This window comes from Algoriphagus sp. 10J20-15 (genome assembly GCF_055809615.1).
The window spans coordinates 18,050-41,395 of sequence record NZ_JBVVUG010000048.1; the positions used below are offsets into that span (position 1 = coordinate 18,050).

Annotated in this window: 23 protein-coding genes and 3 pseudogenes; 7 read left to right on the top strand and 19 right to left on the bottom strand. The window is 39.5% G+C overall.

Features of this window, described 5'->3' with window-relative positions:
• Position 1: 1 nt before the first annotated feature.
• Positions 2 to 2,525, top strand: a pseudogene (gene ccsA, locus AC0L6R_RS22695) (cytochrome c biogenesis protein CcsA).
• Between the two features lie 77 nt (positions 2,526 to 2,602).
• Here the strand turns inward: ccsA and AC0L6R_RS22700 are convergent.
• The 6 genes and pseudogenes from AC0L6R_RS22700 to tpiA form a co-directional block, all read right to left on the bottom strand.
• Positions 2,603 to 4,137, bottom strand: a pseudogene (locus tag AC0L6R_RS22700) (GH3 auxin-responsive promoter family protein).
• Positions 4,137 to 4,874: an LPS export ABC transporter ATP-binding protein gene (gene lptB / locus AC0L6R_RS22705; protein ID WP_283412189.1), complete on the bottom strand. Its 738-nt coding sequence runs from the start codon at positions 4,872 to 4,874 to the stop codon at positions 4,137 to 4,139. The pseudogene AC0L6R_RS22700 and the gene lptB overlap by 1 nt, the downstream one beginning before the upstream one ends.
• Before the next feature lies 1 nt (position 4,875).
• Positions 4,876 to 6,600: a single-stranded-DNA-specific exonuclease RecJ gene (recJ, locus tag AC0L6R_RS22710; protein WP_283412188.1), complete on the bottom strand. Its 1,725-nt coding sequence runs from the start codon at positions 6,598 to 6,600 to the stop codon at positions 4,876 to 4,878.
• A gap of 103 nt (positions 6,601 to 6,703) precedes the next feature.
• Positions 6,704 to 6,892: a hypothetical protein gene (locus AC0L6R_RS22715; RefSeq protein ID WP_473273264.1), complete on the bottom strand. Its 189-nt coding sequence runs from the start codon at positions 6,890 to 6,892 to the stop codon at positions 6,704 to 6,706.
• Between the two features lie 200 nt (positions 6,893 to 7,092).
• Entirely contained in the window at positions 7,093 to 7,923 is an 831-nt protein-coding gene (gene prmA, locus AC0L6R_RS22720) for a 50S ribosomal protein L11 methyltransferase (protein WP_473273265.1), read from the bottom strand.
• A 6-nt stretch (positions 7,924 to 7,929) separates the two neighbouring features.
• A complete protein-coding gene (gene tpiA / locus AC0L6R_RS22725) occupies positions 7,930 to 8,691 on the bottom strand; it encodes a triose-phosphate isomerase (RefSeq protein ID WP_473273266.1) in 762 nt (253 codons plus the stop codon).
• Between the two features lie 100 nt (positions 8,692 to 8,791).
• Here tpiA and AC0L6R_RS22730 point away from each other — a divergent pair, with 100 nt between their 5' ends.
• The gene (locus tag AC0L6R_RS22730; protein ID WP_473273267.1) at positions 8,792 to 9,097 is read left to right on the top strand and encodes a regulatory protein RecX; all 306 of its coding nucleotides are present in this window, start codon (positions 8,792 to 8,794) and stop codon (positions 9,095 to 9,097) included.
• Positions 9,090 to 9,281, top strand: a complete 192-nt coding sequence (locus AC0L6R_RS22735) for a hypothetical protein (RefSeq protein WP_473273268.1) — start codon at positions 9,090 to 9,092, stop codon at positions 9,279 to 9,281. Before AC0L6R_RS22730 ends, AC0L6R_RS22735 begins: the two co-directional genes overlap by 8 nt.
• Positions 9,282 to 9,544: 263 nt before the next feature.
• On the opposite strand, the gene AC0L6R_RS22740 is transcribed toward AC0L6R_RS22735, so the two are convergent.
• The 4 genes from AC0L6R_RS22740 to AC0L6R_RS22755 form a co-directional block, all read right to left on the bottom strand.
• Complete coding sequence (locus tag AC0L6R_RS22740) at positions 9,545 to 9,772, bottom strand: hypothetical protein (protein ID WP_473273269.1); 228 nt, start codon at positions 9,770 to 9,772, stop codon at positions 9,545 to 9,547.
• A gap of 77 nt (positions 9,773 to 9,849) precedes the next feature.
• Complete coding sequence (locus AC0L6R_RS22745; protein WP_473273270.1) at positions 9,850 to 10,251, bottom strand: phytoene desaturase family protein; 402 nt, start codon at positions 10,249 to 10,251, stop codon at positions 9,850 to 9,852.
• On the bottom strand, positions 10,229 to 10,507 hold the full coding sequence (locus tag AC0L6R_RS22750; RefSeq protein WP_473273271.1) for a phytoene desaturase family protein: 279 nt from the start codon (positions 10,505 to 10,507) through the stop codon (positions 10,229 to 10,231). Before AC0L6R_RS22750 ends, AC0L6R_RS22745 begins: the two co-directional genes overlap by 23 nt.
• Positions 10,504 to 11,019, bottom strand: coding sequence for a phytoene desaturase family protein (locus AC0L6R_RS22755; protein ID WP_473273272.1), 516 nt, complete (start codon positions 11,017 to 11,019; stop codon positions 10,504 to 10,506). Before AC0L6R_RS22755 ends, AC0L6R_RS22750 begins: the two co-directional genes overlap by 4 nt.
• 104 nt (positions 11,020 to 11,123) lie before the next feature.
• On the opposite strand from AC0L6R_RS22755, the gene AC0L6R_RS22760 reads away from it, so the two are divergent.
• From AC0L6R_RS22760 to AC0L6R_RS22770, 3 genes are all read left to right on the top strand, one after another.
• Positions 11,124 to 11,381 carry a hypothetical protein gene (locus tag AC0L6R_RS22760; RefSeq protein WP_473273273.1) on the top strand — a complete coding sequence of 86 codons (258 nt, stop codon included), beginning with the start codon at positions 11,124 to 11,126 and terminating at the stop codon, positions 11,379 to 11,381.
• A 225-nt stretch (positions 11,382 to 11,606) separates the two neighbouring features.
• Positions 11,607 to 12,323, top strand: coding sequence for a hypothetical protein (locus tag AC0L6R_RS22765; RefSeq protein ID WP_473273274.1), 717 nt, complete (start codon positions 11,607 to 11,609; stop codon positions 12,321 to 12,323).
• Between the two features lie 150 nt (positions 12,324 to 12,473).
• A complete protein-coding gene (locus AC0L6R_RS22770; protein WP_339874889.1) occupies positions 12,474 to 12,770 on the top strand; it encodes a helix-turn-helix domain-containing protein in 297 nt (98 codons plus the stop codon).
• Positions 12,771 to 12,825: 55 nt separating this feature from the next.
• On the opposite strand, the gene AC0L6R_RS22775 is transcribed toward AC0L6R_RS22770, so the two are convergent.
• Positions 12,826 to 14,292, bottom strand: coding sequence for a glycine--tRNA ligase (locus AC0L6R_RS22775; RefSeq protein ID WP_473273275.1), 1,467 nt, complete (start codon positions 14,290 to 14,292; stop codon positions 12,826 to 12,828).
• 131 nt (positions 14,293 to 14,423) lie between these two features.
• Here AC0L6R_RS22775 and AC0L6R_RS22780 point away from each other — a divergent pair, with 131 nt between their 5' ends.
• Positions 14,424 to 15,098, top strand: coding sequence for a hypothetical protein (locus tag AC0L6R_RS22780; RefSeq protein ID WP_473273276.1), 675 nt, complete (start codon positions 14,424 to 14,426; stop codon positions 15,096 to 15,098).
• Between the two features lie 75 nt (positions 15,099 to 15,173).
• On the opposite strand, the gene AC0L6R_RS22785 is transcribed toward AC0L6R_RS22780, so the two are convergent.
• From AC0L6R_RS22785 to secDF, 8 genes and pseudogenes are all read right to left on the bottom strand, one after another.
• On the bottom strand, positions 15,174 to 15,503 hold the full coding sequence (locus AC0L6R_RS22785) for a hypothetical protein (protein WP_473273277.1): 330 nt from the start codon (positions 15,501 to 15,503) through the stop codon (positions 15,174 to 15,176).
• A gap of 198 nt (positions 15,504 to 15,701) precedes the next feature.
• Positions 15,702 to 16,715, bottom strand: a complete 1,014-nt coding sequence (locus AC0L6R_RS22790; RefSeq protein WP_473273278.1) for a Gfo/Idh/MocA family oxidoreductase — start codon at positions 16,713 to 16,715, stop codon at positions 15,702 to 15,704.
• Between the two features lie 2 nt (positions 16,716 to 16,717).
• Complete coding sequence (locus AC0L6R_RS22795) at positions 16,718 to 17,344, bottom strand: response regulator (RefSeq protein WP_473273279.1); 627 nt, start codon at positions 17,342 to 17,344, stop codon at positions 16,718 to 16,720.
• Positions 17,345 to 17,399: 55 nt separating this feature from the next.
• Entirely contained in the window at positions 17,400 to 18,155 is a 756-nt protein-coding gene (locus tag AC0L6R_RS22800; RefSeq protein WP_473273280.1) for a sensor histidine kinase, read from the bottom strand.
• Positions 18,142 to 18,900 carry a histidine kinase gene (locus AC0L6R_RS22805; protein WP_473273281.1) on the bottom strand — a complete coding sequence of 253 codons (759 nt, stop codon included), beginning with the start codon at positions 18,898 to 18,900 and terminating at the stop codon, positions 18,142 to 18,144. The genes AC0L6R_RS22800 and AC0L6R_RS22805 overlap by 14 nt, the downstream gene beginning before the upstream one ends.
• 78 nt (positions 18,901 to 18,978) lie before the next feature.
• Positions 18,979 to 19,758, bottom strand: a complete 780-nt coding sequence (locus AC0L6R_RS22810; RefSeq protein ID WP_283412173.1) for a histidine kinase — start codon at positions 19,756 to 19,758, stop codon at positions 18,979 to 18,981.
• Between the two features lie 2 nt (positions 19,759 to 19,760).
• The gene (locus AC0L6R_RS22815) at positions 19,761 to 20,156 is read right to left on the bottom strand and encodes a molecular chaperone DnaK (protein WP_283412172.1); all 396 of its coding nucleotides are present in this window, start codon (positions 20,154 to 20,156) and stop codon (positions 19,761 to 19,763) included.
• A gap of 181 nt (positions 20,157 to 20,337) precedes the next feature.
• Positions 20,338 to 23,287: pseudogene (gene secDF / locus AC0L6R_RS22820) on the bottom strand (protein translocase subunit SecDF).
• Positions 23,288 to 23,346 lie beyond the last annotated feature (59 nt).

The following is a 23,346-nucleotide window of genomic DNA, read 5'->3' on the forward strand; positions in this document are numbered from 1 at the left end:
CATGATCAATACCTTTATCGGTAATCTTGGCCACTTCATGACCATAGTGGCCTTTGTCAGTGCACTGACTACCGCATACGCTTACATTCAGTATTTCCAAGCTAACGAACTAGAGAAAGCCAGTTGGAGAAGATTCAGCAGAATCAGCTTTGGAGTTCACGGCATCTCTGCTGTGATGATTGCTTTTTCACTTTTTGAGATCATCTACAATCACCGATTTGAGTATTTTTATGCGTATTCCCACAGTTCTGAAGCGCTCCCAGTTCACTACATGATTTCCAGCTTCTGGGAGGGTCAAGAGGGTGCTTTTATTCTTTGGATCTTTTGGAATGTAGTCTTAGGAACCATCCTTATTTTCACTAATAAATTCTGGGAAGCTCCTGTAATGGTGGTTTTTGCACTAGTTCAGGCATTCTTGGTTTCCATGATTTTAGGTGTGGTGATTGGTGATTTGAAAATCGGTAGTTCTCCTTTCATTCTCTTGAGAGATGCTACTCAGGCGCCGATTTTCCAGATGAATCCTGATTTCGTACCAGAAGATGGAACAGGCTTAAATCCGCTTTTACAAAATATCTGGATGGTGATTCACCCGCCAACCTTATTCTTAGGATATGCTTCTACTTTGGTTCCCTTCGCCTTTTTGATGGGTGGATTGGTGACCAAAAAATACTCTGAATGGATTCGTCCAGCGTTGCCTTGGGCGATTTTCTCTGCTATGATCCTTGGTATGGGTATCATCATGGGCGCTTACTGGGCCTATGTGACGCTAAACTTTGGAGGATATTGGAATTGGGATCCTGTAGAAAATGCCGTGTATGTACCATGGCTAATCTTAGTGGCATCCATTCACACGATGATCACCTATAAGAAAAGCGCAACTGCGCTGAAGACTTCCATTGTCTTGGTGATCATGACTTTCATTTTGGTACTTTATGCCACTTTCCTAGTGAGATCAGGTGTATTGGGAGATGCTTCAGTTCACTCATTCACCGACCTTGGGCTTTCTGGTCAGTTACTAATTTATATGCTATTTTTCCTTGTGGTAGCAGTGGTTCTTTGCGTGATTCATTGGAAAAATATTCCTACTTCAGAAAAAGAAGCCTCTGTTTACTCCCGTGAATTCTGGGTGTTTATCGGTGCTACTACTCTGTCCTTGATGGCATTCCAAGTGATCCTTCCTACCTCTATTCCAGCTTGGAATGCGATGGTTGAAAGCTTTGGAGGCATATCCAATATGGCTCCTCCAGCCGATCAGATTGAGTTTTATACCAAATTCCAACTTTGGTTTGCCGTGGCTCTAGCTATGCTTACCGCTGTTGGTCAGTTTTTCTGGTGGCAAAAAATGGATAAAAAAGCACTAAAAGACGCGCTTTTGACTCCTTACATCATTTCGGTTTTACTTTCGGCAGCGATTATAGTCTTGGCGAAAGTTTTTGATTGGCAATACATGATCATCGTACTTGCCGGTACATTTACGATCACCGCCAATTCGGTGATTTTAGCCAAAATCCTAAAGAAATCAACTTTCAAACTAGCAGGTGGTTCTTTGGCACATATTGGTTTGGGTATGATTCTAATAGGTATCATGTTTAGCTCTGGGTATTCAGATACCATTTCCATCAATATGTCCGGCCTCACTTATAGCAATAGCTGGGAAGACGAACTGAACAAGGAGCATGTGTTGCTTTGGATCAATAAACCAACTCAGATGAAGGACTATACGGTGATTTACCGTGGTCGTCAGAAGAAGGTAAAAGGTATCTCAGAATATGTTCCTGCCAAGATTTTGGAACCAACAGGTAAAGTAAATGAAGCCCTCGCTTTGGAGGATTATAAAGATTACTTCAAGAAAGGCGATAAAGTAGATATCGTCTTGGAAGAAAATGACTACTTCCAGATCGAATATTATCAAAACGAAGTACTGAAGTTTTCGCTTAGCCCAATGTCTCAGTTCAATGAAGGCATGGGGGGATTGATTTCTTCTCCAGCGTCTTAGGATCTTTATAGACAAGGATCTTTATACGTATGTGGCTGCCATGAATGATTCTGAGGATCCGGATTGGAAAGAAGATGAGATTTATGAAGTCGCTCCAGGCGAGCAGTTCCACATCGCAGATTATGTTACCTACTTTGACGGAGCTGATGTCCTGAAGGAATTGGATGGCTATGTGCTGCAAGAAGGCGACGTAGCAGTACGAGCGAATCTTCGAATTCTTGATTACGACGTAGAGAAATCGATTCAGCCAACATTCATTATCAGAAACAACCAAGTTGGGAAGCTACCAGTAGTGGATAATGAGCTTGGGATCAAAGTAAGTCTTGAAAACATCTTGCCTGAGGAAAATAAGTTTGTCTTCAAGGTCAATCAATATCAAAAAGACTATGTGGTAATGAAGGCTATAGTGAAGCCTTATATCAATATCCTTTGGATAGGAACAATCATTATGCTTGCTGGATTCACCGTAGCTATCTTCAGAAGATTTGATGAGTTTAAAAAGATGCGGGATAAAGGAATGGAAGTTTAAAGGCTGAAACCATAAAAAAACGAAGCCCGGCGAGATTAATCGTCGGGCTTCGTTGTTCTAGGCTAACTAGAAAAGTACTACTGTGCTTCTGCGCTTTGAATCATTTCCAAAAGCTCGTCAAGGTATTCTCTGGAATTAGACAATCTAGGCACTTTATGTTGACCTCCGAGTTTACCTCGTTTCCGCATCCACTTCTCAAATAAGCCATGTGGAGCATGATGGATGATTGGTTCTATCAATGCCAGGCCTTTATGGCGCTTGGCATCGTAGTCAGAATTTATTTCTCGTAAATGCTCATCTACTAATCTGTTAAACTCATTTGGATCAGCAGGTTCTTTTTGAAATTCCACAACCCATTCATGAGCCCCCTTTGATCCAGAACCATCAAAATAAACTGGAGCAGCTGTGAAATTAGAAATCATAGCATCTGTATGCTCAGCGGCGAATTGGATCGCTTTTTCGGCATTTTCCACAATCACTTCCTCGCCAAATGCATTAATGAAATGACGTGTCCGTCCTGAAATTCTAAATCGATAAGGTGAGGTGGAAGTGAATTTCACCGTATCACCAATTTTATATCGCCAAAGTCCACCGTTAGTAGTTATCACTAAAGCATAATTCTTACCAACTTCTACTTGAGACAAAGGAATCACTTCTGGATTTTCATTATCCCACTCTTCCATGGAAATAAATTCATAGAAAATCCCATAATCCAACAACAGTAATAACTCATCAGAATCTTTCTGATCCTGAATCCCAAAAAAACCTTCCGAAGCATTATAGGTTTCCATATAACGCATCTTTTCTGAAGGAATAAGCTCCTTGAAAAGACTTCTATATGGCCCAAAAGCAACCGCACCGTGGAAGAAAATCTCAAGATTTGGCCAAACTTCTGTAATGTTCTTGGCTTTCTTGAGCTCCAAGACTTTTTGCAAAAGAACAATAGTCCAAGTAGGAACTCCAGCCATGCACGTCACATCTTCATCCATGGTTTCGCGAGCCATTTTTTCAATCTTGGCTTCCCATTCTCCCATCAAAGCAGTTTCCTTGGATGGAGTTCGGACAAAATACGACCAAAATGGTAGGTTCTCCATGATCACCGCAGAGATGTCTCCAGCTCTTGCAGTTCCTTGAGGATTCAGTGGGTTGTTATCAAGAGTTCCACCTATGGTTAATGTCTTTCCGGCAAACATTCTGGAGTCAGGGTAATTGGCCATGTAAAGCGCCACCATGTCCTTTCCTCCTTTATAATGACATTCTTCAGGCTTTCATGTGTCACTGGAATGTACTTGCTACGACTTGCAGTTGTTCCCGAGGACTTAGCAAACCATTCTATTTCCCGATTCCATATCACATTATCCTTTCCTTCCATCGTCTTATCGATGAATGGCTTGAAGCTATCGTAGTTTCTTATAGGTACTCTGCGTGCAAAATCTGCATAGGACTTTATCTCCGAAAATCGATGCTCAACTCCAAAATCTGTATTTTTTCCAGCTTCCAAAAGCTCCTTAAAAATTGCCTCCTGAACAGCAATTGGATTGTGCTTGAAATTTTCGATTTGACCAAGACGACTCCTAAAAATCCAGGTCATAAAGGAATTCAGAACCGCCATTAATTAAAAACTTTTCGTTTCAACTCGAAATTAGATCCTAAATACACTTTTCTCACTTGCTCATCGGCGGCAAGTTCTTCCGCCGTTCCAGCCTTTAGCAACTTACCTTCAAACATTAAGTATGCTCTATCAGTGATGGACAAAGTCTCATTCACATTGTGATCAGTGATCAAAATACCAATATTTTTGGTTTTTAGCTTTGCAACGATAGTCTGGATTTCCTCCACAGCAATGGGATCCACACCTGCAAAAGGCTCATCCAACAGCACAAATTTCGGGTCAACAGCCAATGCTCTCGCAATTTCAGTTCTTCGTCTTTCACCGCCCGAAAGTACCATTCCCAAATTTTTGCGAACGTGTGTTAAGCTGAATTCCTCCAGAAGGCTCTCTACTTTTTCTTTGCGTTGTTGCTTTGGCATTTTGGTCATTTCCAAGACAGCCATGATATTTTCTTCTACCGAAAGTTTACGAAAAACCGATGCTTCCTGAGCCAAATATCCTATTCCCTGCTTTGCTCTGCGGTACATAGGAAGACTGGTGATATCATCATTTTCGAGAAAAATTTTGCCTTCATTCGGCTGAATCAAGCCTACAATCATGTAAAATGAAGTAGTTTTTCCAGCACCATTAGGTCCTAAAAGTCCTACAATTTCACCTTGACTAACTTCCACAGAAATGTCATTCACCACCCGGCGACCTTTATATATTTTTACTAAATGTTCGGCACGAAGAATCATATCAATCAAATTTGATGTCTTTCACGTAGAGTTGCAAACTGCTCTTATCGCGAAATACATTTTCTCTCATTTCAGCAACTATATCAAATCGCATTTTTCCGCGAAGCATATTTACGGTGGTCAAGTCAGGATCTTTGGTCCGATCTGCCATTCCAAATCCCAGACAAACCGGTGTAGTCACCTGCCCATCCTGTACTATTTTGAACCTCAGATGCTTATCCTTTAAGACTGTCACATCTTCCGCGTAAACATTTGAGATTCGGAAAATTGGCTCTGTATTTCCTGGACCAAATGGCGCCATTTGCTTCAAGATATTATAAAACTTGTAATTAATCTGATCTAAAAGCAATTCATCGTCAACTTCTATCACTGGCTTGCGATGAACTTCCTCGATTCTACTCTTCACCACCGCCTCAAATTTCTCCTGAAATGCTGGTACATTTTCCACCGGAAGTGTCAATCCTGCCGCATACATATGCCCTCCAAATTGGTCAAGCAAATCAGCACATTCTTCTATTGCTTCGTAAATATTAAAGTCCACAACCGATCTGGCGCTTCCTGTAGCTTTGCCATTTGACTCCGTCAAAATAATAGTAGGTCGATAATACTTTTCAATACAACGACTAGCTACTATTCCAATTACGCCTTTGTGCCAATCATCTTTGAAGAGTACGGTAGAATTCCATTCTACCAATTCCTCCCGGGAAGCAATCATTTCAAAAGCTTCCTTAGTAATATTTTCGTCAAAATTCCTTCGGGTTGCATTCACTTCATCCACGACTTTGGCTCGCTCCATGGCGCCTTCTAAGTCTGAAGAAATGAGTAATTCCACCGAAGCTTTTGCGTGCTCGAGTCGTCCGGAAGCGTTAATTCTCGGACCGATTTTGAAAACCACATCAGAAATCCCAATGTCCTTTTCCAAATTACTACTAAGCATTAATGCCTTCAATCCTGGACGTGGGGTATTATTCAATCGATCCAGGCCGTAATAGGCAAGAATTCTGTTTTCTCCTGTAATAGGAACGATATCGGCAGCGATACTCACCGCAACCAAATCCAAATAGGCGTCCAACTGGGAACTTTCCATACCACGCTTCATGGCAATAGCTTGAATCAGTTTGAAACCAACGCCTGCACCACTCAATTCCTTATATGGGTAATCACAATCCTTACGCTTGGCATCCAAAACTGCCACTGCCGCGGGAAGCTCCTCGCCAGGCGTATGGTGATCACAAATGATAAAATCAACACCTAATTTAGTAGCCAAAGCCACCTTTTCAATTGCCTTGATCCCGCAATCGAGCGCGATAATCAACTTAATATCATTATCTGCAGCGAAACGAACGCCCTTCTCAGAAATACCGTAACCCTCTTTGTAACGATCTGGAATATAAAATACCACATCAGGGTAGAAGGTTTTCAAAAATCCATACATCAGCGCAACTGCAGTCGTGCCATCTACATCATAGTCACCATAGACCATGATCTTTTGCTCCTTAGCAATAGCTTCCTGAATTCTATCCACAGCCTCCCTCATATCCTTCATCAGAAAAGGATCGTGAAGCATCACTAAGGAAGGGCGGAAGTAACTCTTCGCCTGCTCAAAACTCTCCACCCCTCGGTTTATCAGCATATTGGCCAATGTCGGATTGACATTGATCTCCTTGCTCAGCTGATCTATTGCTGGTTGTGAGGTTTTGGGCTTTTGTTTCCAGAGGTACTCCATGAAGCTAATTTAGTAAACTAAGTTTCTTGTGATTTTATAATTAAAAGTACTGGTTCTATAATCGGCTATGGCAGCCTAAAAGTTTACTTGAAAGCAAAAAATACTAGCTTTTTGCTTTTTTATATTTTCCCCAAAAATATACCGGGAAAATAAGTGCTTTAAGCTTCCAGTCGTTTTTCTCAGTCAAAGTTAAGCTGGAATCCGCATGCACAGCACGATACATTTTTCCTGCAAAAAGACAATGTCCAATTAGCAAGACAAAAACGACGGCGTAAATAATCAGTTCGGTCATTTGGGGAAAAGGGTTGTAAAGTTTTAAAGTGGTAAAGTGTGTCAAATACTAAGGTTAATTAAGACTTTTACCCTTTATTTAAGATTTTAGATTTACGATTTACGGCGGCAAAGAAGAGTTGAAGAATGGGATAATCTAAACCATACAACTCACAAATGTTACAACTTACTTTTTTTACTTCCCACGTCGGTCTGCTGTCTTCAAGCGTTCTTCTGTAAAATCAACGCGGCCCAGTTATCCTTGCTTTGCTGTGAAATTACCTCCAAGCCAAGTGGCTTTGCGCAAGCATCCAAATCATCAATATCCTCTGTGTAAAACCCACTGAGTAACAAAAACCCTTCTGGCTTCAACAAACCAGCATAAATCCCCATTTCATCAAGTAATACATTCTTATTGATGTTAGCTAGAACTATGTCGAATTCACCCTGCGGATTTACTTCTCTGATCGTCCCCAACTCCATTCGGGTGGTTAATCCATTCAAGTCAAAATTCTCATTTCCATTATCCACACACCAATCATCGATATCAAAAGCTTCGATTTCACTAGCTCCGAGTAAATGCGCCATTACGGCAAGGATTCCTGTACCGGAACCTACATCCAATACACGCTTTCCTTGGTGGTCTATCTGACCTTGATGACGAAGCATCTGGAAAGTAGTCGCATGATGACCTGTCCCAAAAGACATTTTGGGATTGATTACAATCTCGTGTTTGAACTCAGGCTTGCTTGGGTGAAAAGACGCTCTCACGTAAACCAGATCATCAACGGCAATGGGATCGTAATTCTTTTCCCATTCCTCATTCCAGTTGACCTTCGGCATCACTCCTTCTTCCAAAGTGATTTCAGCATCCACTTTATATTGGGCGATCACTTCATCGAAAGCTGTCCGATCAAAATCTGACTCTAGTGTATAAGCATCGATTCCCTCCTCAGTTTCGAGGAAGGAATCAAAGCCTATCATGGATAGTTCGGCGATAAGGATTTCCCGGAATTGCTCCAGGCACTTGATTTTAAACTCCAGGTAATCCATTTTTTCTTAGAATGATTTGATAATATCTACGAAGTCACGGGACTTCAACGATGCTCCACCGATCAATCCTCCATCTACATCAGGCTTTGCGAAAAGCTCCTGTGCATTCTTTGGATTACAGCTACCTCCATAAAGGATGGAAGTGTTTTCAGCGATGTCTTTTCCGTATTTAGAAGCGATGTGTCTTCTCAAGGCCGCATGCATGTCCTGAGCTTCCTCAGAGCTTGCTGTTTTGCCCGTACCAATTGCCCAGATCGGCTCATACGCAATAACGATCTTGGAGAAATCCTCAGGGCTCAAGTCAAAAAGACCTTCTGTCAATTGGAATTTCACATTTGGCTCATGGGTACCTGCAGTTCTGATTTCAAGAGATTCCCCACAGCAAAAGATTGGAGTCAAGCCATTGGCAAGCGCAAGCTTTACCTTGGTAGCAAGCATTTCATTGCTTTCTTTGAAATATTCACGGCGCTCGCTATGACCAATGATCACATATTGTGCTCCAAAAGAAGCTAGGATCTTTGCAGAAACTTCACCTGTGAATGCTCCAGCTTCCTTATCAGAACAGTTCTGAGCTCCGATGAAAACACCTTTTGCTTGGCCTATAAGTTTTTTGACTGGGAAAATCTGTGGAAAAGGAGGGTTAAGCACAGCGATAGCTTCGCCGGAATGCTCGTCCTTCATCATGTTTAATATTTCGGAAGTAAGGGTCTGACCTTCTTCGAAAGTCATGTTCATTTTCCAGTTGCCGGCTACGATTTTCTTACGCATAATGAGTTTTGAAAATTTAATAAGGTTTGATAAAAAAGGGATTCGCTATAATTTGGTTTAAAATTACGGAAAATGTCCAGTTGGGGAAAATATAAGCCAAATGAGTCAGGAAAAAACTTCCTGGTCGCAGGAAGAAGCTTTTGAAAAGCTAACAACTTTCTGTGCCTATCAGGAGCGTTGTCCATGGGAGGTTCGGCGGAAACTTGATGAAAAAGGTATCAAAGATGAACCTGCGGAGAAAATAATTGCGGATTTGATAGCAGAAGAATTTGTGAATGAGGAGCGTTATGCGAGATCTTTTGCACGTGGCAAATTCAGGCTGAAAATAATGGGGCAGGAACCGAATTCGTATGGAGTTGAAAATGCGCGAAATCTCAGAAGACCTTATCCGAAAAGGCATGACTGAAATCGATCCTGAAGAGTATTATGACACACTTTTATCCCAGACAGAAAAAAAGTGGGAAACCACACGAGAACCTGAGACTTACAAGAAGAAATTTAAAGTCACCCAGTATTTGATGAGCAAGGGCTTTGAGATGGATTTGGTGAAGGAAGCGATTGAGAGTTTGATTAGTGATCAGTCGCAGTGATCAGTCGCAGTTTTGTTGTCCGCAGGTTTGGCGCAAGTCTATATACCTGCCTGCAGGCAGGCAGGCTTGCGCCTATTTCATTGCAGTCTTCAGACTGCCGCTGATTATCTAAACTGATAGAAGTCTGAAGACTTCATTATTTTAGGTCCAAGTCATGAGACTTGAACCATTGTGAGATTGCCACGTCGTCATACATCCTCCTCGCAATGAAGTAAAAACTATTTACTTCCCCCTGTTCTGTGACTGAGACTGAAAACTGCCTACTACTCTTCTATCATCTCACTGATAATCTTCGCAGAAAGCAAGCAAAGTGGAATACCTCCGCCCGGATGCACAGATCCTCCGCAGAAGTATAAATTTTTTATCGAAGAAGAATAATTCGCATGGCGAAGGAAAGCCGCAAACTTGTTATTGGAGCTATTACCATAAAGTGCACCTTGAGCTGAGGATGTTTTCGATTCAATTGTCCTTGGATCAAGGATTTCCTCCACTTCGAATCAGCGATCTCCACATCAGTTCTCAGGAGTACGATTAAGTTTGTGCAGAATGTTTCTTTTGGCCTCTTCAATCATTTTTTATCCCAATCCTGACCTTGGTTATTAGGAACATTGATCATGGTAAACCAATTCGATGCATCCCGCTGGAGCATCGTCGGTATTATATGCGTAGAAGTGATATTCACATAGATCGTGGGATCGTCGTAGATCGTACCGCGTTTGAAAATATGCTCGAATTCCAAGGAGTAATTATCCGTAAAGAAAATATTATGCAGATCCAACTCAGGAAAATCCCGCTTTATTCCCCAATAGAAAATAAGAGCAGAACTAGATTTTGGTTGCTTGAGTAAAAGCTTAGGTTGCTTCTCTTCTTTCAGAATGGTCTTATAGGCATTGACCATATCCATATTATTCACCACCAGATCCGCGAACTCATCCTTCCCTTTTACCCTAATACCTTTTTGCCTCGCCATTTTCTACCCAGATCTTTTCCACTTTATGGCCAAAATGATATTTCACTCCAAGTTCTAATGAAAGCTTATAAAGACTTTGCGTGATATCATGCATGCCTTTTTTTGGGAAAAATGCCCCAATATTACATTCCAAGTGAGGAATAATATTCAGCGTCGCCGGTGTCTCAAAAGGATTTGACCCGTTATAAGTAGCATATCGATTGAATAGCTGCACCAATTTCGGATGAGAAAATTGCTTTCTATTCGCCTCATTCATAGTAAGAAAATCCCCAACTTTCCCATCTTCATATAGGATTTCAATGCTTGGGGATTAGTCCAGGTATCCAATTTATGAAGCGAGCGGTTCATAAATAGTGGAGCTAAACTGTCGTAAATAAAGGCTGATTGTCTGAGTGAATCACGAATGCTTGATGCTGGCTCTCCAAGCTTGGTTTGCACTTCCTCAGCAAATTGTTCCAGATCAGCATAAGCTTTCAAGCTTGTTCCGTCTTCCCAAAAGTATTGGCAGGTTACATCCAATTTTTCATATGCAAAGTAATCTTCAGGCCGCCTGCCTGCCAACAGAAAGAGCTCATCCACTTGCTCAGGAAGTGTAAAAAGTGAAGGCCCAGCATCGAATCTATAGCCCTCTATTTCAATTTCAGAAAGCTTTCCGCCAGGATACGAGTTAGCTTCAAACACTTCAACGTGGTAGCCTTTTATCGCTAATCTTATTGAAGCTGCAATACCAGCTATTCCCGAACCTATGATGAGTGCTTTCTTAGTCATGAAACTCTATTCAAACCCTAAACTAGGAATTTTTAAAAAAGTTAGGCCGATTGTAGCGGGCGAGCTATCAGTTCCGTATGAATAATATACCTAACTGCTTTTTTATGAAAAACTTACTACTGCTTTCTCTTTTAGGATTAATTTTCTTTTCCTGTGAAAAAATAGACGAGCCGGAGATCTTAGGAACCTATACCTACATTCCTGAAGGATGTAATCCAGCCGATAATCCTGAATTAGGTTGCGCGAGCACCCTGACACTTTCTCCTGATGGAATTGCAGATATCCTTCCAAGTGGGGACATTATCTTTAGAACCACTTTTAAAATAAAGAGGAGAAAAAATCATTGTAGCCAAAGCCGATGAGGTGATAGACCAATTCGTATTTCGATATATAGATAACTCCACACTTAAAAATGAGCGGGATGGTGCTTTGTGGGTAAAGCGAAATATATAAGTTCACCACTCTGCAATTTTCGGAATTTGAATCTCCTTAAAAACGAAGTATAAATCACATTATTAAATTATATTACATCTTTCACTTGTATTTATTGATTTCTGCTCTTATATTTGTTCATAAATTAAAATGGAATGGAAAACAATAAGCCATTACGGATATTTGAAGTATCAAGCAGAATCGGTATTCTAATTCAGGATTTAATTAAGGCTCTTAGAGAATCCGGAGTTGAAGCTTATAATTCGCCAAACTTTATCCTAGATAGTTCACATATCGACATAATATCTGATTTTTATGTAAGATCAGTCAAAGATTCATTTAGCTACACCAAAAAAAATAGACATACCTTCTCCCCTAACCGAGAGGATCTTCATAAAAAATTCTATTCGCGATTCATACCCGAATTCTCACCTTTTAGTCATTTTGACAATGGCTTTGATTATGAGAGTTGGGATAAAGTTATTAATGAAATTACCCTTGAAAGGGTTTTAGAATTTGAATTAGATGAAACTCTAATTAGAAGCCATTTTTATATATCCGTTTATCAGGAATATTCTCCAGTGTATAAGAAATATTTTAATACGAGTAAACTTTTAAGATTAAGACTAAGGTTAAAATCAATAGGCAAAATATTTGATTTGAATAAAAGAGATCAAATTTCTGCATTAATCAACTTTGGAAATTACCACACTTTTTCTTCGGAAGAAGACCATAAACATGAAGCTTTCCCTTTTAACAGCTTCTCATTTATGGTAAAATCTATACGAGAAGCTAAAATTATTTCTGCAATAAATTTTAGTTTCAATTATGAAAAAACATCAAAAATTAATACGAAAAATACAATCCTGTAATTTATCTAAAGAAGATAAAAAACAATTACTAGATATACTTAATGACGAAAATTCAAATTATGACGACTTTTTGAAAGTATTTATATCAATTCTCAAATTAGGACACGAATTCTCAAAATTTCTAGATTTCGGTCCGTAAATCTTAAATATATGAACATCGGGGCTGCTATAAAGCAAGTTAGAAAGGAAAAAGGTCTTGGTCAAAAGGATGTTGCTGAAAAATGTAATATCTCTGTAAACGCCTTAAGTCAGATAGAAACAAATCTATCTTTCCCTCAAAAAGGGACACTTCAGAAAATCAGTGATGTACTTAATGTTCCAGTTTCTTATCTTCTTTTCCTTTCAATAAGTGATGAAGACGTACCAGAGTCTAAAAGAGAGGCTTTTAATTATTTAAATTCTGCAGTAAAATCTATCCTCTTAGACTCACTTGAAGAAAAAGTTTAAAATATAAAAAACCTCTGAGATTACTCTCAGAGGTTTTTTTATGCCTTTTCGATTTTTATAACTTTTCGAATACTCTTCTAAAGCTAGTTGCCTCAGCAATTCTGCCATGAAGCTCAGAAATAGGAACTCGTTCCTGCTCAGTAGTATCTCGGTGACGAATAGTAACCGTATTGTCTTCTAAAGTCTGATGATCCACAGCGATACAGAATGGTGTACCTATCAAATCCTGACGCGCATAGCGCTTACCGATAGAAGCAGCATCTTCATAGATGATATTGAAATCGTATTTCAATAGTTCTACGATTTCTTTTCCTTTTTCTGGCAAGCCGTCTTTCTTCGTAATTGGAAGTACAGCCGCCTTCACTGGTGCGATAGCTGGATGAAGCTTTAAATAAGTTCTGCTTTTCTCTTCTTTATTTTCCTCCGTATAGGCATTACAAAGTGTCAATAAGAATAATCTGTCTGCTCCTATAGAAGTCTCGATCACATAAGGAATGTAATTCTGATTCACCTCAGGATCAAAGTATTGCTGCTTCTTTCTGGAGAACTCCTGGTGTGATTTCAAATCAAAATCAGTTCTGGAGTGAATACCTTCCACTTCTTTGAATCCAAATGGGAAATCAAACTCGATATCCATCGCTGCATTAGCATAGTGAGCCAACTTCTCGTGATCATGCTTTCTCAACTTTTCGGTAGGAGTTCCAAGTGCCAAATGCCACTTCATACGCATATCAGCCCATTTTTGGTACCATTCCAACTCAGTGCCAGGACGGACGAAGAATTGCATCTCCATCTGCTCAAACTCACGCATACGGAAGATAAACTGGCGGGCTACGATTTCATTTCTGAAAGCTTTTCCGATCTGAGCAATTCCAAAAGGAACCTTCATCCTTGCCGTTTTCTGCACATTCAGGAAGTTCACAAAAATACCTTGAGCCGTCTCAGGTCTTAGATAAATCGTAGTAGAATCTTCAGCAACGGAACCAACCTGCGTAGAGAACATCAGGTTGAACTGACGAACATCTGTCCAGTTGGAAGTACCGCTGATGGGGCATTTGATGCCTTCATTGATGATAAGATCTCTTACTCCATCTAAATCCTCAGCCTCAAGTAATCTTGCCAATGCGCCTGTTAATGCATTTGCTTTTTCTATATCGCCAGCTCTTTCGAAAACTGCAGCATGCTCTTCCACCAAAACATCCGCACGGTAGCGCTTCTTGGAGTCCTTGTTGTCAATCATAGGATCGTTGAATGAATCTACGTGACCGGAAGCTTTCCAAGTGGTAGGGTGCATAAAAATCGCTGCATCGATCCCTACGATATTATCCTGAACTCTTGTCATGGTTTCCCACCACAGCCTCTTCAGGTTATTTTTTAATTCAACCCCATAAGCACCATAATCATAAACAGCCTGAAGGCCGTCGTAGATTTCAGAACTAGGGTAAACAAATCCATACTCTTTGGCATGGGAAATAATATCTTTCAATTGCGCGTTTTCCGCAGGAGTTTCTGTTTTTGCCATAGGCGCAAAAATAGGGAAAATGAATGAATTCACGTAGAAAAATGAAAGTCTTGAGGGTTTGGAAGAATATGCTGTAACTAAAAAACTATAGATATCGTGTAACTCTGAAACCTAAACTAAATCCTTTACCAATGAAAAGATTCTTACTTGGCTTACTCGTATTTCAACTCTTCACTTTTGCAGCTAATGCCCAGATCCAAAAAGGAAGTATTATGCTGGGAGGAAGCATGAATTATAGTAGCGGCAATACAGAAGATTATTATTATCAAACTCAAAATACAAATAACAGGAGGTATAAGGAATTTAGAATTGAACCTAAAATAGGTTACTCAATTGCTGAAAACTGGATAGTTGGGGTATCATTTTTGGCAAATACTTATAAGTCAAAAATCGAGATCAATAACTCAAACCCTCTAAGGAGTAGTGAAACTATTAATTATATTTTTGGAGGTTCTGTTTTTGCAAAGAAGTATCTCTCTCTATCGGATAAATTTTCTGCTTTCGGTGGAATTGATTTTGGTCCAAATTGGTCTAAGAATGAGAATTCTCAGACTGATGGTAATTCAGAGCCTACATCTATTACTAATACACAATTTCGTTTTACTGGTAGTCTATCTACTGGTTTAGCATTTTTCCCAAAAAACTGGCTAGCAATTGAGCTATCAACAAATTTCTTTGCATATACTCATATTAGTGCTCTTGAAACAGAGGATTATTCCACTTCAGGACCGACAAATTCTTGGAGATTTAATCTTGATGCAACCACTCTAAACCTTGGCATCTCTTTTTTCCTAAACAATAAGTAATATCCCTTAAAAACTTAAAAAAGGTCAACCCTTCTCGGGCCGACTCTTTTTTTGGTTGGTTGGTGGTTATGTGTGTTATCTAAAGGTATATTTTACTCCTACTCCTCCTCTTAGATAAGTATCGTTATGGTTTGCTATAACCGGAGCTGCTTCTATCAAAAAGCCTAGGTTTTTGGTATTAAACGGTTTGATCAATACGCCTACAGGGATAGCAACATAGATATCATTGTGATCGTCATGATGCTTGTGGTGATGGTCTCCCGGCAATGCACGGCCTGCCCCTACATAGGCATTGACTCCGCTTTTTCGAACGAAGTCATAGCCGCCCATCAATTCCAGTCCGATATCATGGCCGATTCCAAGTCTAGCTTCTTCCGAAGAATTCTTTATCTGGATCGGTACCAACTGTAATAAATGTATCTGAAGTCTGAAAATTAAGACCTACTGAAACTTGGGCTTGTGAAATCGAGATAAATGCAAAAACTGTGAATACTAATAAGAATACTTTTTTCATGGTGTATTAGATTATTTCTATTCCCCTACCCCATAAAAGAGCCAAACTTAATTCCTTACCAATTCCCTTCTTCCTTTGTAATTGTACGTTTATCTCTTTGAGCTTAAAAAAGAGGCCTCAATTATCTTCAAAACGCTGATAGCCTGAGGTATTTTGATAAATAAATCAGAACCTTTCAGAATAGCATCAGCTACATTTTGGTAAAGAATTCTATAATCTCCCGGAATTGTTTCGTAAAGTTTAATTTCCTCACTGAGGAATAATTTCCCCCACTTCTCCTCAGTTTCCACACCCCAGTCAGGCCCTTCCGGTTTTTTACCTAGCTTAAATTCTGCCTCTTGCACGTCCAAACCGAACTTTTGATAGGAACCATTTTTCCCTAAAAGTAAAAACTTAGGAGTCGGCGCATTCACCAAAGCTCCAGCAGTTACTCTCGCTTTGAGCGAACCATAATCCATCGTAATATCAAAGTAATCGTCAGCAACGGCACCTTTTCTTTGCTTTCTTATATCAGCCTGAATCCAGTTTGGCAAACCAAAAAGCAATACAACTTGATCGATCAAATGCGCACCTAAATCATAGGTTATTCCATTTTCAGGAACTTCTTTCTCTCTCCAATTTTCCGAAACATCAGGGCGAAAACGATCAAAATGTGATTCCAAATAGACTAAATCCCCAAGATCTCCTTCTCGAACTAACTTCTGCAAGGTCATGAAGTCTCCATCGTAGCGACGGTTATGAAAGACTGAGCAAATCAACCCTTTTTCGTCTGCCTTCTTATTTAAAGCCTCGGCTTCGTGGGAATAGATTGTCACGGGTTTATCCACCACCACATGCTTTCCAGCATCCAAACATTGCATGGCCATTGGAAAATGAAACTCATTCGGAGTAGTAATCACAGTTAAATCCGCGACGTCAGCATCAAGCAATTCCTCAAGACTTCTATACGTAGTCACACCTGAATACAATTCCTCACATCGATTGGTGCGTCGCTCAACTGATGCTACGAGATCAAGGTCTGGGCACACATCAATAAGTGGTGCATGCATTTTTTCAGCTACAGAGCCGAAGCCAACGATAGCTGTCCTTATAGAATTACTCATAATTAAATATTCATTTCATGTGCCTTATTCACCAGCTCGATTCTCGAGCTAACCTGCAGCTTCAAGTGGATGTTTTTGCGATGGGTCTCTATAGTTTGCTTGCTCAAATTGAGCATTTGAGCAATTTCTTTATTTTGAATACCATCTTTGATCAGATGAATTATTTCTGTTTCGCGACGCGAAAGTTTATAGCGGGAGCGGAATGCATCAAAATATGCACCTTGTAGAGCCTGTTTTTTTACTCGGTCAAAATTCAATACATGGCGACCTTCATAAACTTCACGAATAGTAAAAATTAACTCATCCGGATCAGCATCTTTTAGTATAAAGGCATCAGCCCTCTGATCGATGCATTTTTTGTAAATCTTCTCCTCATCGTACATCGAAAGGACAATCACCTTTAGATGGGGTAAGTTTTCTTTGCAATATTCCAAAACTCCAAAGCCATCCATGATTGGCATATTCAGATCGGTAAGAACCACATCTACCTCATTATCTTGCAGATAATTGCATAGCTCCTTGCCATTGGGGAATATATCGGTAACTAAAAGATCATCCTCTTCTTCGAGAATTCCTTCAATTCCTTTTGCAAATAATTTGTGGTCATCAGCCAGGGCAATCCTGATCATTGGTAGGGGAGATTAGTACTTCAGGGTAATTCAACTTCAAATTATATCCTAAAATCTAATTTGGCAAGGTTAAAGTGATTTCTGTTCCTTTCCCAATAACAGAATTCAGTTCAAATTGCCCCCCAATAGTCTCCATTCTTTTCCTGAGATTGAACATTCCACTGCCCTGCGAGTCTCGGGAAGTATCAAAGCCTTTTCCATCGTCTTTGATTAAGATATGCTTACTATTCCCATTTTCATAGATGCTAACGTGAATTTTATCAGGAGATGCATGTTTGATCGCATTATTGAGAGATTCTTGGATTACTCGAATTAACACAAGTTTGTGGTCTTTGGGTAAATCCAATAGTTCCAAATCAGCCTCTAGAGACGCTTCACAGAAGCCTGTATTTTGAATCCTCTCCAATTGCTGGGCTATGAATTCATTGATACTAAGCGTTTCTACCCAATCAAGATTCAGTTGTTTGGATAATCCACGCACTTCTTGAATAGCCTGACTAAGGATTTCTTTCCCTTCTTCCCGTTTGTTTTCTTTGAGAGAACCAAAGTTCAGCTTAGCAAGAGAAAGTAATTGACCTATGTTGTCATGCAGCTCTCTACCTATATATGTTAAAGTTTCCTGTTGGATTTCATTTTCAATATTTAATAAGGTTTTTTCATGCTCAGATTTGATTTGATCCATTTTTTGACGGTTTTGTACCTGCCGCTGTCTGTGGATAAAAACCATGGAAATAACGAAAGTGGACATGATCCCACCCAGAAATAAGGTGGCAAAAATGATAACGTAAATCTGGTCTTCAGTTGGATTCATAAGATGGTTCTTTTTCAAATTGTATTGGCAAAAAAGGAGAGGCAATAGTCAGTGTCAAAACTCCCAGATTCATTAAGGTCATAAAATTGCCAATATTCTGGAGGAATTTACCTAACACAGGGTTGACAAAATATAGGTATAACAAAGTAACGGAGGAGATATATGACAAAGAAAATGTGAACATAATAAATGTCATCTGGCAAAAGGAGATCAGTTTCAATGGATTGCTTTCCAAATATTGCTCTTGGGTGATAATTCCAATGAAATAAAGGCCACATCCAATTAAAATCATATTTGCACCTAAAGCAAATATGATGGGTTGATGTAGATACAGCAATTCCATGCCTGTAAGCTGAAGAAATAAGGCAACGGCTAAGAAGGCATACATCATCCAGGTAATATATCTCTTTTGGGAAGGAGCCAACCTTATCCTGATCAGTCCTAAAAAAAGCAATGCACCAATCTGCCTTTCTGTAACATTATAAAGCCATAGATTAAACCGTGGAAATTCAATGTTTCCTAAAAAGGCATTAACTGATTTTTTAAACTCAAAGTTATAGTTTGTATAAGCACCTAGGTTCTCATAAAAAACTGTAAACGCCAAAATAATAAATGGAAACCAAAACTTAATGTTGGTTTTCTGACTCTTGGGTAGCTTGATAAAAAAAATCAATCCCACCATCACTAATAGGTTTGAGGAGATGGTGAACCAGTGGTTAAATGCCTCCAACAATCTACTGTCCATAAGTCAATGCTGGATTAAATGGTCTTAAATTTTTGCCAAATACCACTTAAAACAACTCAAGTTTCAACCCTAAAATAATCATGAAATTAAATCGGATTTTCGACTAGGCACATAGAATGGTTCTCTGTCAAATACCTTATTAAGAAATGGAGAAATAATTATCAACAAGAGCATTGCTCTAACAGAAATCCCTAAAACTCTATCAATATTTGCCATGTTAATTGCTAACTCTCTGCTAATGCCAAAAATATAGATCCGAGCCACGGAGTTTATATATATCAAGGAATAAGTGAATAAGAGTATGGTAGTTTGCCAAAAAGAGATTAATCTAAGCGGATGGGAATCTAAATAGTGATCATTGGTGATCATTCCTATAAAATATAATCCACAGCTAACCAAAACTATATTAGCAGCCAAAGCTGCAATAAAAGGCTGATCTAAATACAATGGTTCGACGCCTGTCAGTTGAAAAACTACAGCTGTGATCAAAAATATAGAAATCATCCAATTGATGTATTTTTTCTTGGAAGGTTCAATCCATATTTTAATTAAAAACAGGAACAGAACTGTAGTGATTTGTTTATTGGAAATGTTGTATAACCAAATATTATACATGGGATTTTCGGTGTTTCCTAAGAATTCATTTACAGCTTTTTTAAACTCGAAATTGGAATTGACATATCCTCCTAAGGCCTCATAAATAACAGAAAAGCCCAAAATCACTAAAGGAAGCCAATAGAGACTATTGGCCTTTTTCTCCTTCGGCAGTTTCAAGAAGAAATAGATTCCAATTAAAAGCAGGACATCCACCGTAATTGTATAGTAATTTACATAAGCATGCCAAAATTTACTTTCCATACTTAGGAATCAGTTGGTTCTGGATCACAATATGGAGGGCATAATACACCATTGTTTTGATAATCCTCTTCGGGATTTTCCAAGGTAATTTGATCTTCGTTTAGGTTAGCCGCTCTCATTACTACAGTTAAAGCACCCGTTAATTGTTCCACTTCGTTTGGGTGATATTTAGCTGCTACTTCTTCTGTATATTCAGTGATATAAAACTGAATACCTCCTTTTTTAGGATCTTTATCAGCTTTTGCCAATAAACCCTCTAGAGTTTCTCTGTTGAAAAAAATCCAATTTGTTTGGTCGATTTTATCCTTGCCTTTTTTGTCCTTGGCTGGCTTTCCCTTCTTCACTTCCTTACTATACTTTAACTTCATACTTTCGAAGTCTTCTTTTGAAATTTTCATGTAAAATTACGTTTGTAAAAATTTTAGATAATTAAAAGCTGTAGAAATAATTCCCCAAAAGATAAGGATTTTATCTCCTATAAGACAATAAAAAAGGAGCGAGTACACTACCCGCTCCTTTAAAAAAACGCTGCTATTCTGGAGAATTAAGCAAGCTTTTTAGCTTCTTTTCGAAGCAGTTTCATTTTCGAATTTCTCTTTTCATCAAATCCACTACAATTGGCGTAGCGATGTAGATAGAAGAATAAGTACCTACCAATACACCAATAAATAATGCAAATGAGAATCCTCTCAACACTTCACCACCAAATATCAACAAGACAATCACTACGATCAACGTAGTAAATGAAGTAATCAAGGTACGGCCTAAGGTTTGATTGATTGCGTCATTGAAGAACTTTTACCAATTTATGTGTTCCTCTGCTTTCGATATTCTCACGAATACGGTCAAATACAATCACGGTATCGTTAATAGAATAACCAATCACTGTCAATACCGCTGCAATAAACACCTGATCAATCTCAAATGTAGCTCCAAAAGCACTCGCAATAGCAAAGGCTGCAATCACAAATAAGGTATCGTGAATCAAGGCAATGATAGACGCCAAGGAGAATTGCCACTTACGGAATCTTCAGCAAGATGTATAGGAATATCGCAATCAATGCTACAACCATAGCTTCAACGGAAGATGCTTTAATATCATCCGCTACTGTAGCACCTACTTTGGAAGAACCTGTGATGGCAAATTGACCTGAAGCTAAAGCTTCAGCATCTTCAGTAAATGATAGTCCAGTAACTGAGGCAATTCCTTCTTTCACTTTACTTTCAACTTCTAGGTTAGATTCAGCATCATCTTCGTTTACCAAATAGGAAGTTGTCACTTTCAAGACGTTGTTTGAACCGTAAGTTTTCACTTCTACCGATCCGTCAAACTCCCTATCCAAACCTGATTTTAAATCTGAAGCTGCCATTGGCTCATCAAATGCAACGATATAAGAACGTCCGCCTGTGAAATCAACCCCGAATTTCAAGCCATTCACAGCAGCTATTCCCAATCCAATCACAATGATGGAAGAGGAAATAAGGTAAGCAACTTTTCTTTTACCCAAGAAATCAAGATTCAATGAGCTCAATGAATTTTTTGCAAATGGAGTCGCAAAACTGATGGAGCTCTTATCGCCTTTCTTACTCATCCAAGATACAATCACTCGAGTGATAAATACAGCAGAGAAGAAGGAGGAAGCAATACCAATCATCAATACGATTGCAAAACCTTTTACTGGGCCTTGGCCTAATGCATAAAGAATAGCACCTGTAAGGAAAGTCGTTACGTTTGAATCGAGAATCGCTGAGAAAGCTTTGTTGTAACCTGCATTGATCGCAGCGATCAAGCCAACGCCATTTCGAAGCTCCTCTTTGATACGTTCAAAAATCAATACGTTCGCATCAATGGACATACCTATCGTCAATACGATACCTGCTATACCTGGCAAGGTCAAGGCAGTTCCTAACTAGCAGGATACCTAAGATAAAGAAGATGTTGAACACCAATGCTGCGATAGCTACCAAGCCACCTTTTGAATAATAAGCCATCATGAATAACACCACAATACTTAATCCTGCCACCATGGAGATCAAACCTTGGTTCAATGCTTCTTTACCCAAGGTTGGACCGATGATGCTTTCTTCTACGATTTGCGTAGGAGCTGGAAGAGAACCTGATTTTAGGATGTTTGCCAAATCCTGAGCCTCTTGTAGGGTGAAGTTGCCGGAAATTTCAGATTGTCCTGAAGGAATTTCGCCATTTACTACCGGAGCGGTGTAAACATAGTCATCTAATACCACGGCAATTCGTCTTCCGATATTCTCAGAAGTTAATTTTCTCCATTTTCTAGCACCATCTGCATTCATCTGCATGGACACTGCAGGTCTGGAAGTCTGATCCAAAGCCTGACGAGCATCAGTCACTACATCACCTTCAAGGGGTGCTTCGTCCCAGTTCCTCTTTCAGCTTTAATTGCAAAAAGCTCCAACGTTTCAGTACCATCTTCTGCCTCGAAAGGCTTAACTGCCCACAGGAGCTTAATATCTCTTGGTAATAGGTTTTTGTCATCCGCATTTTTGATGATACGGTTGATTGCCATCGTATCACGAAGCTCATATGCTAGTCCGTAATTAGGCTTAAGTAAGCTGAAGAGAGGAGAAACACTGTTATCACCAGATCTAGACGGATCGATCTCTGCCAATTGCTTTTCTAAGGCATTTCTTAGAGAATCCTCACCCGTCAGATTTTCTGTAGATACAGTGTCTGCAGCTGCAGGTTCTGCTGATTGATTGGCAGCTACCCAGGCACTATTCACAGCTTCTAGCGCTGCACCGATTTCATTTGTTTCAGCTACTTCCCAAAACTGTAGCTTTGCTACGCCTTGAAGCAAGTTTCTTACTCTTTCCTGATTATCAAACACCTGGTAATTCGATCTGGATACGACCAGATCCTTGAATTCTCTGAATGTTTGGTTGAGAAGTACCGAATCTATCAATACGAGTTCTAAGGATGTTGAATGAACGCTCGATTGCGTTTTCAATCTCGTTATCGATGATCTCCAAAATTTCAGAATCAGAAGACTCCAAAGAAATTCGGCCTCCTTATTGGCTGCAGTAGCGAAGATTCCGCTCAATTTTTGACCTGGGCTATCCTTCTGAAAAGCTGCATAGAATAGATCCACATATTTTGCAGTCGAAGTCTTAGCTTCTTCACGAGCTTCTTCTACAGATTTGTTGAAAGCCGCATCCTTAGGATTACCAGCAAGTCCTTTTACGATTTCCACCGGGGAAACTGCCAAAGTAACGTGCATACCGCCTTGAAGGTCAAGACCTAATCCTAGTTCGGTTTCCTTTACTTTCTTCGGAAAGCCTGATCGGCTCCCCTTAAGAAGCTGTAAACCGGAGCTCTCCAGATAGAATCAAGATAGCTTTGTCTTTTAGAAAAATCCACGTTGCCAGATGCGTCAGTCGCATATTCCTGAGCCCCTTTTTGGATATTGTTTGATACAAATGTGAATGACAGATAGTACAAGCATAATGCTGTAACAATCACTGTCAAAAACACAATGACACCTTTGTTTTGCATGAGAAATTGAAATTATTAATTGATTGTAAATACAGATTTATAGCTTAACCTATAAAAAG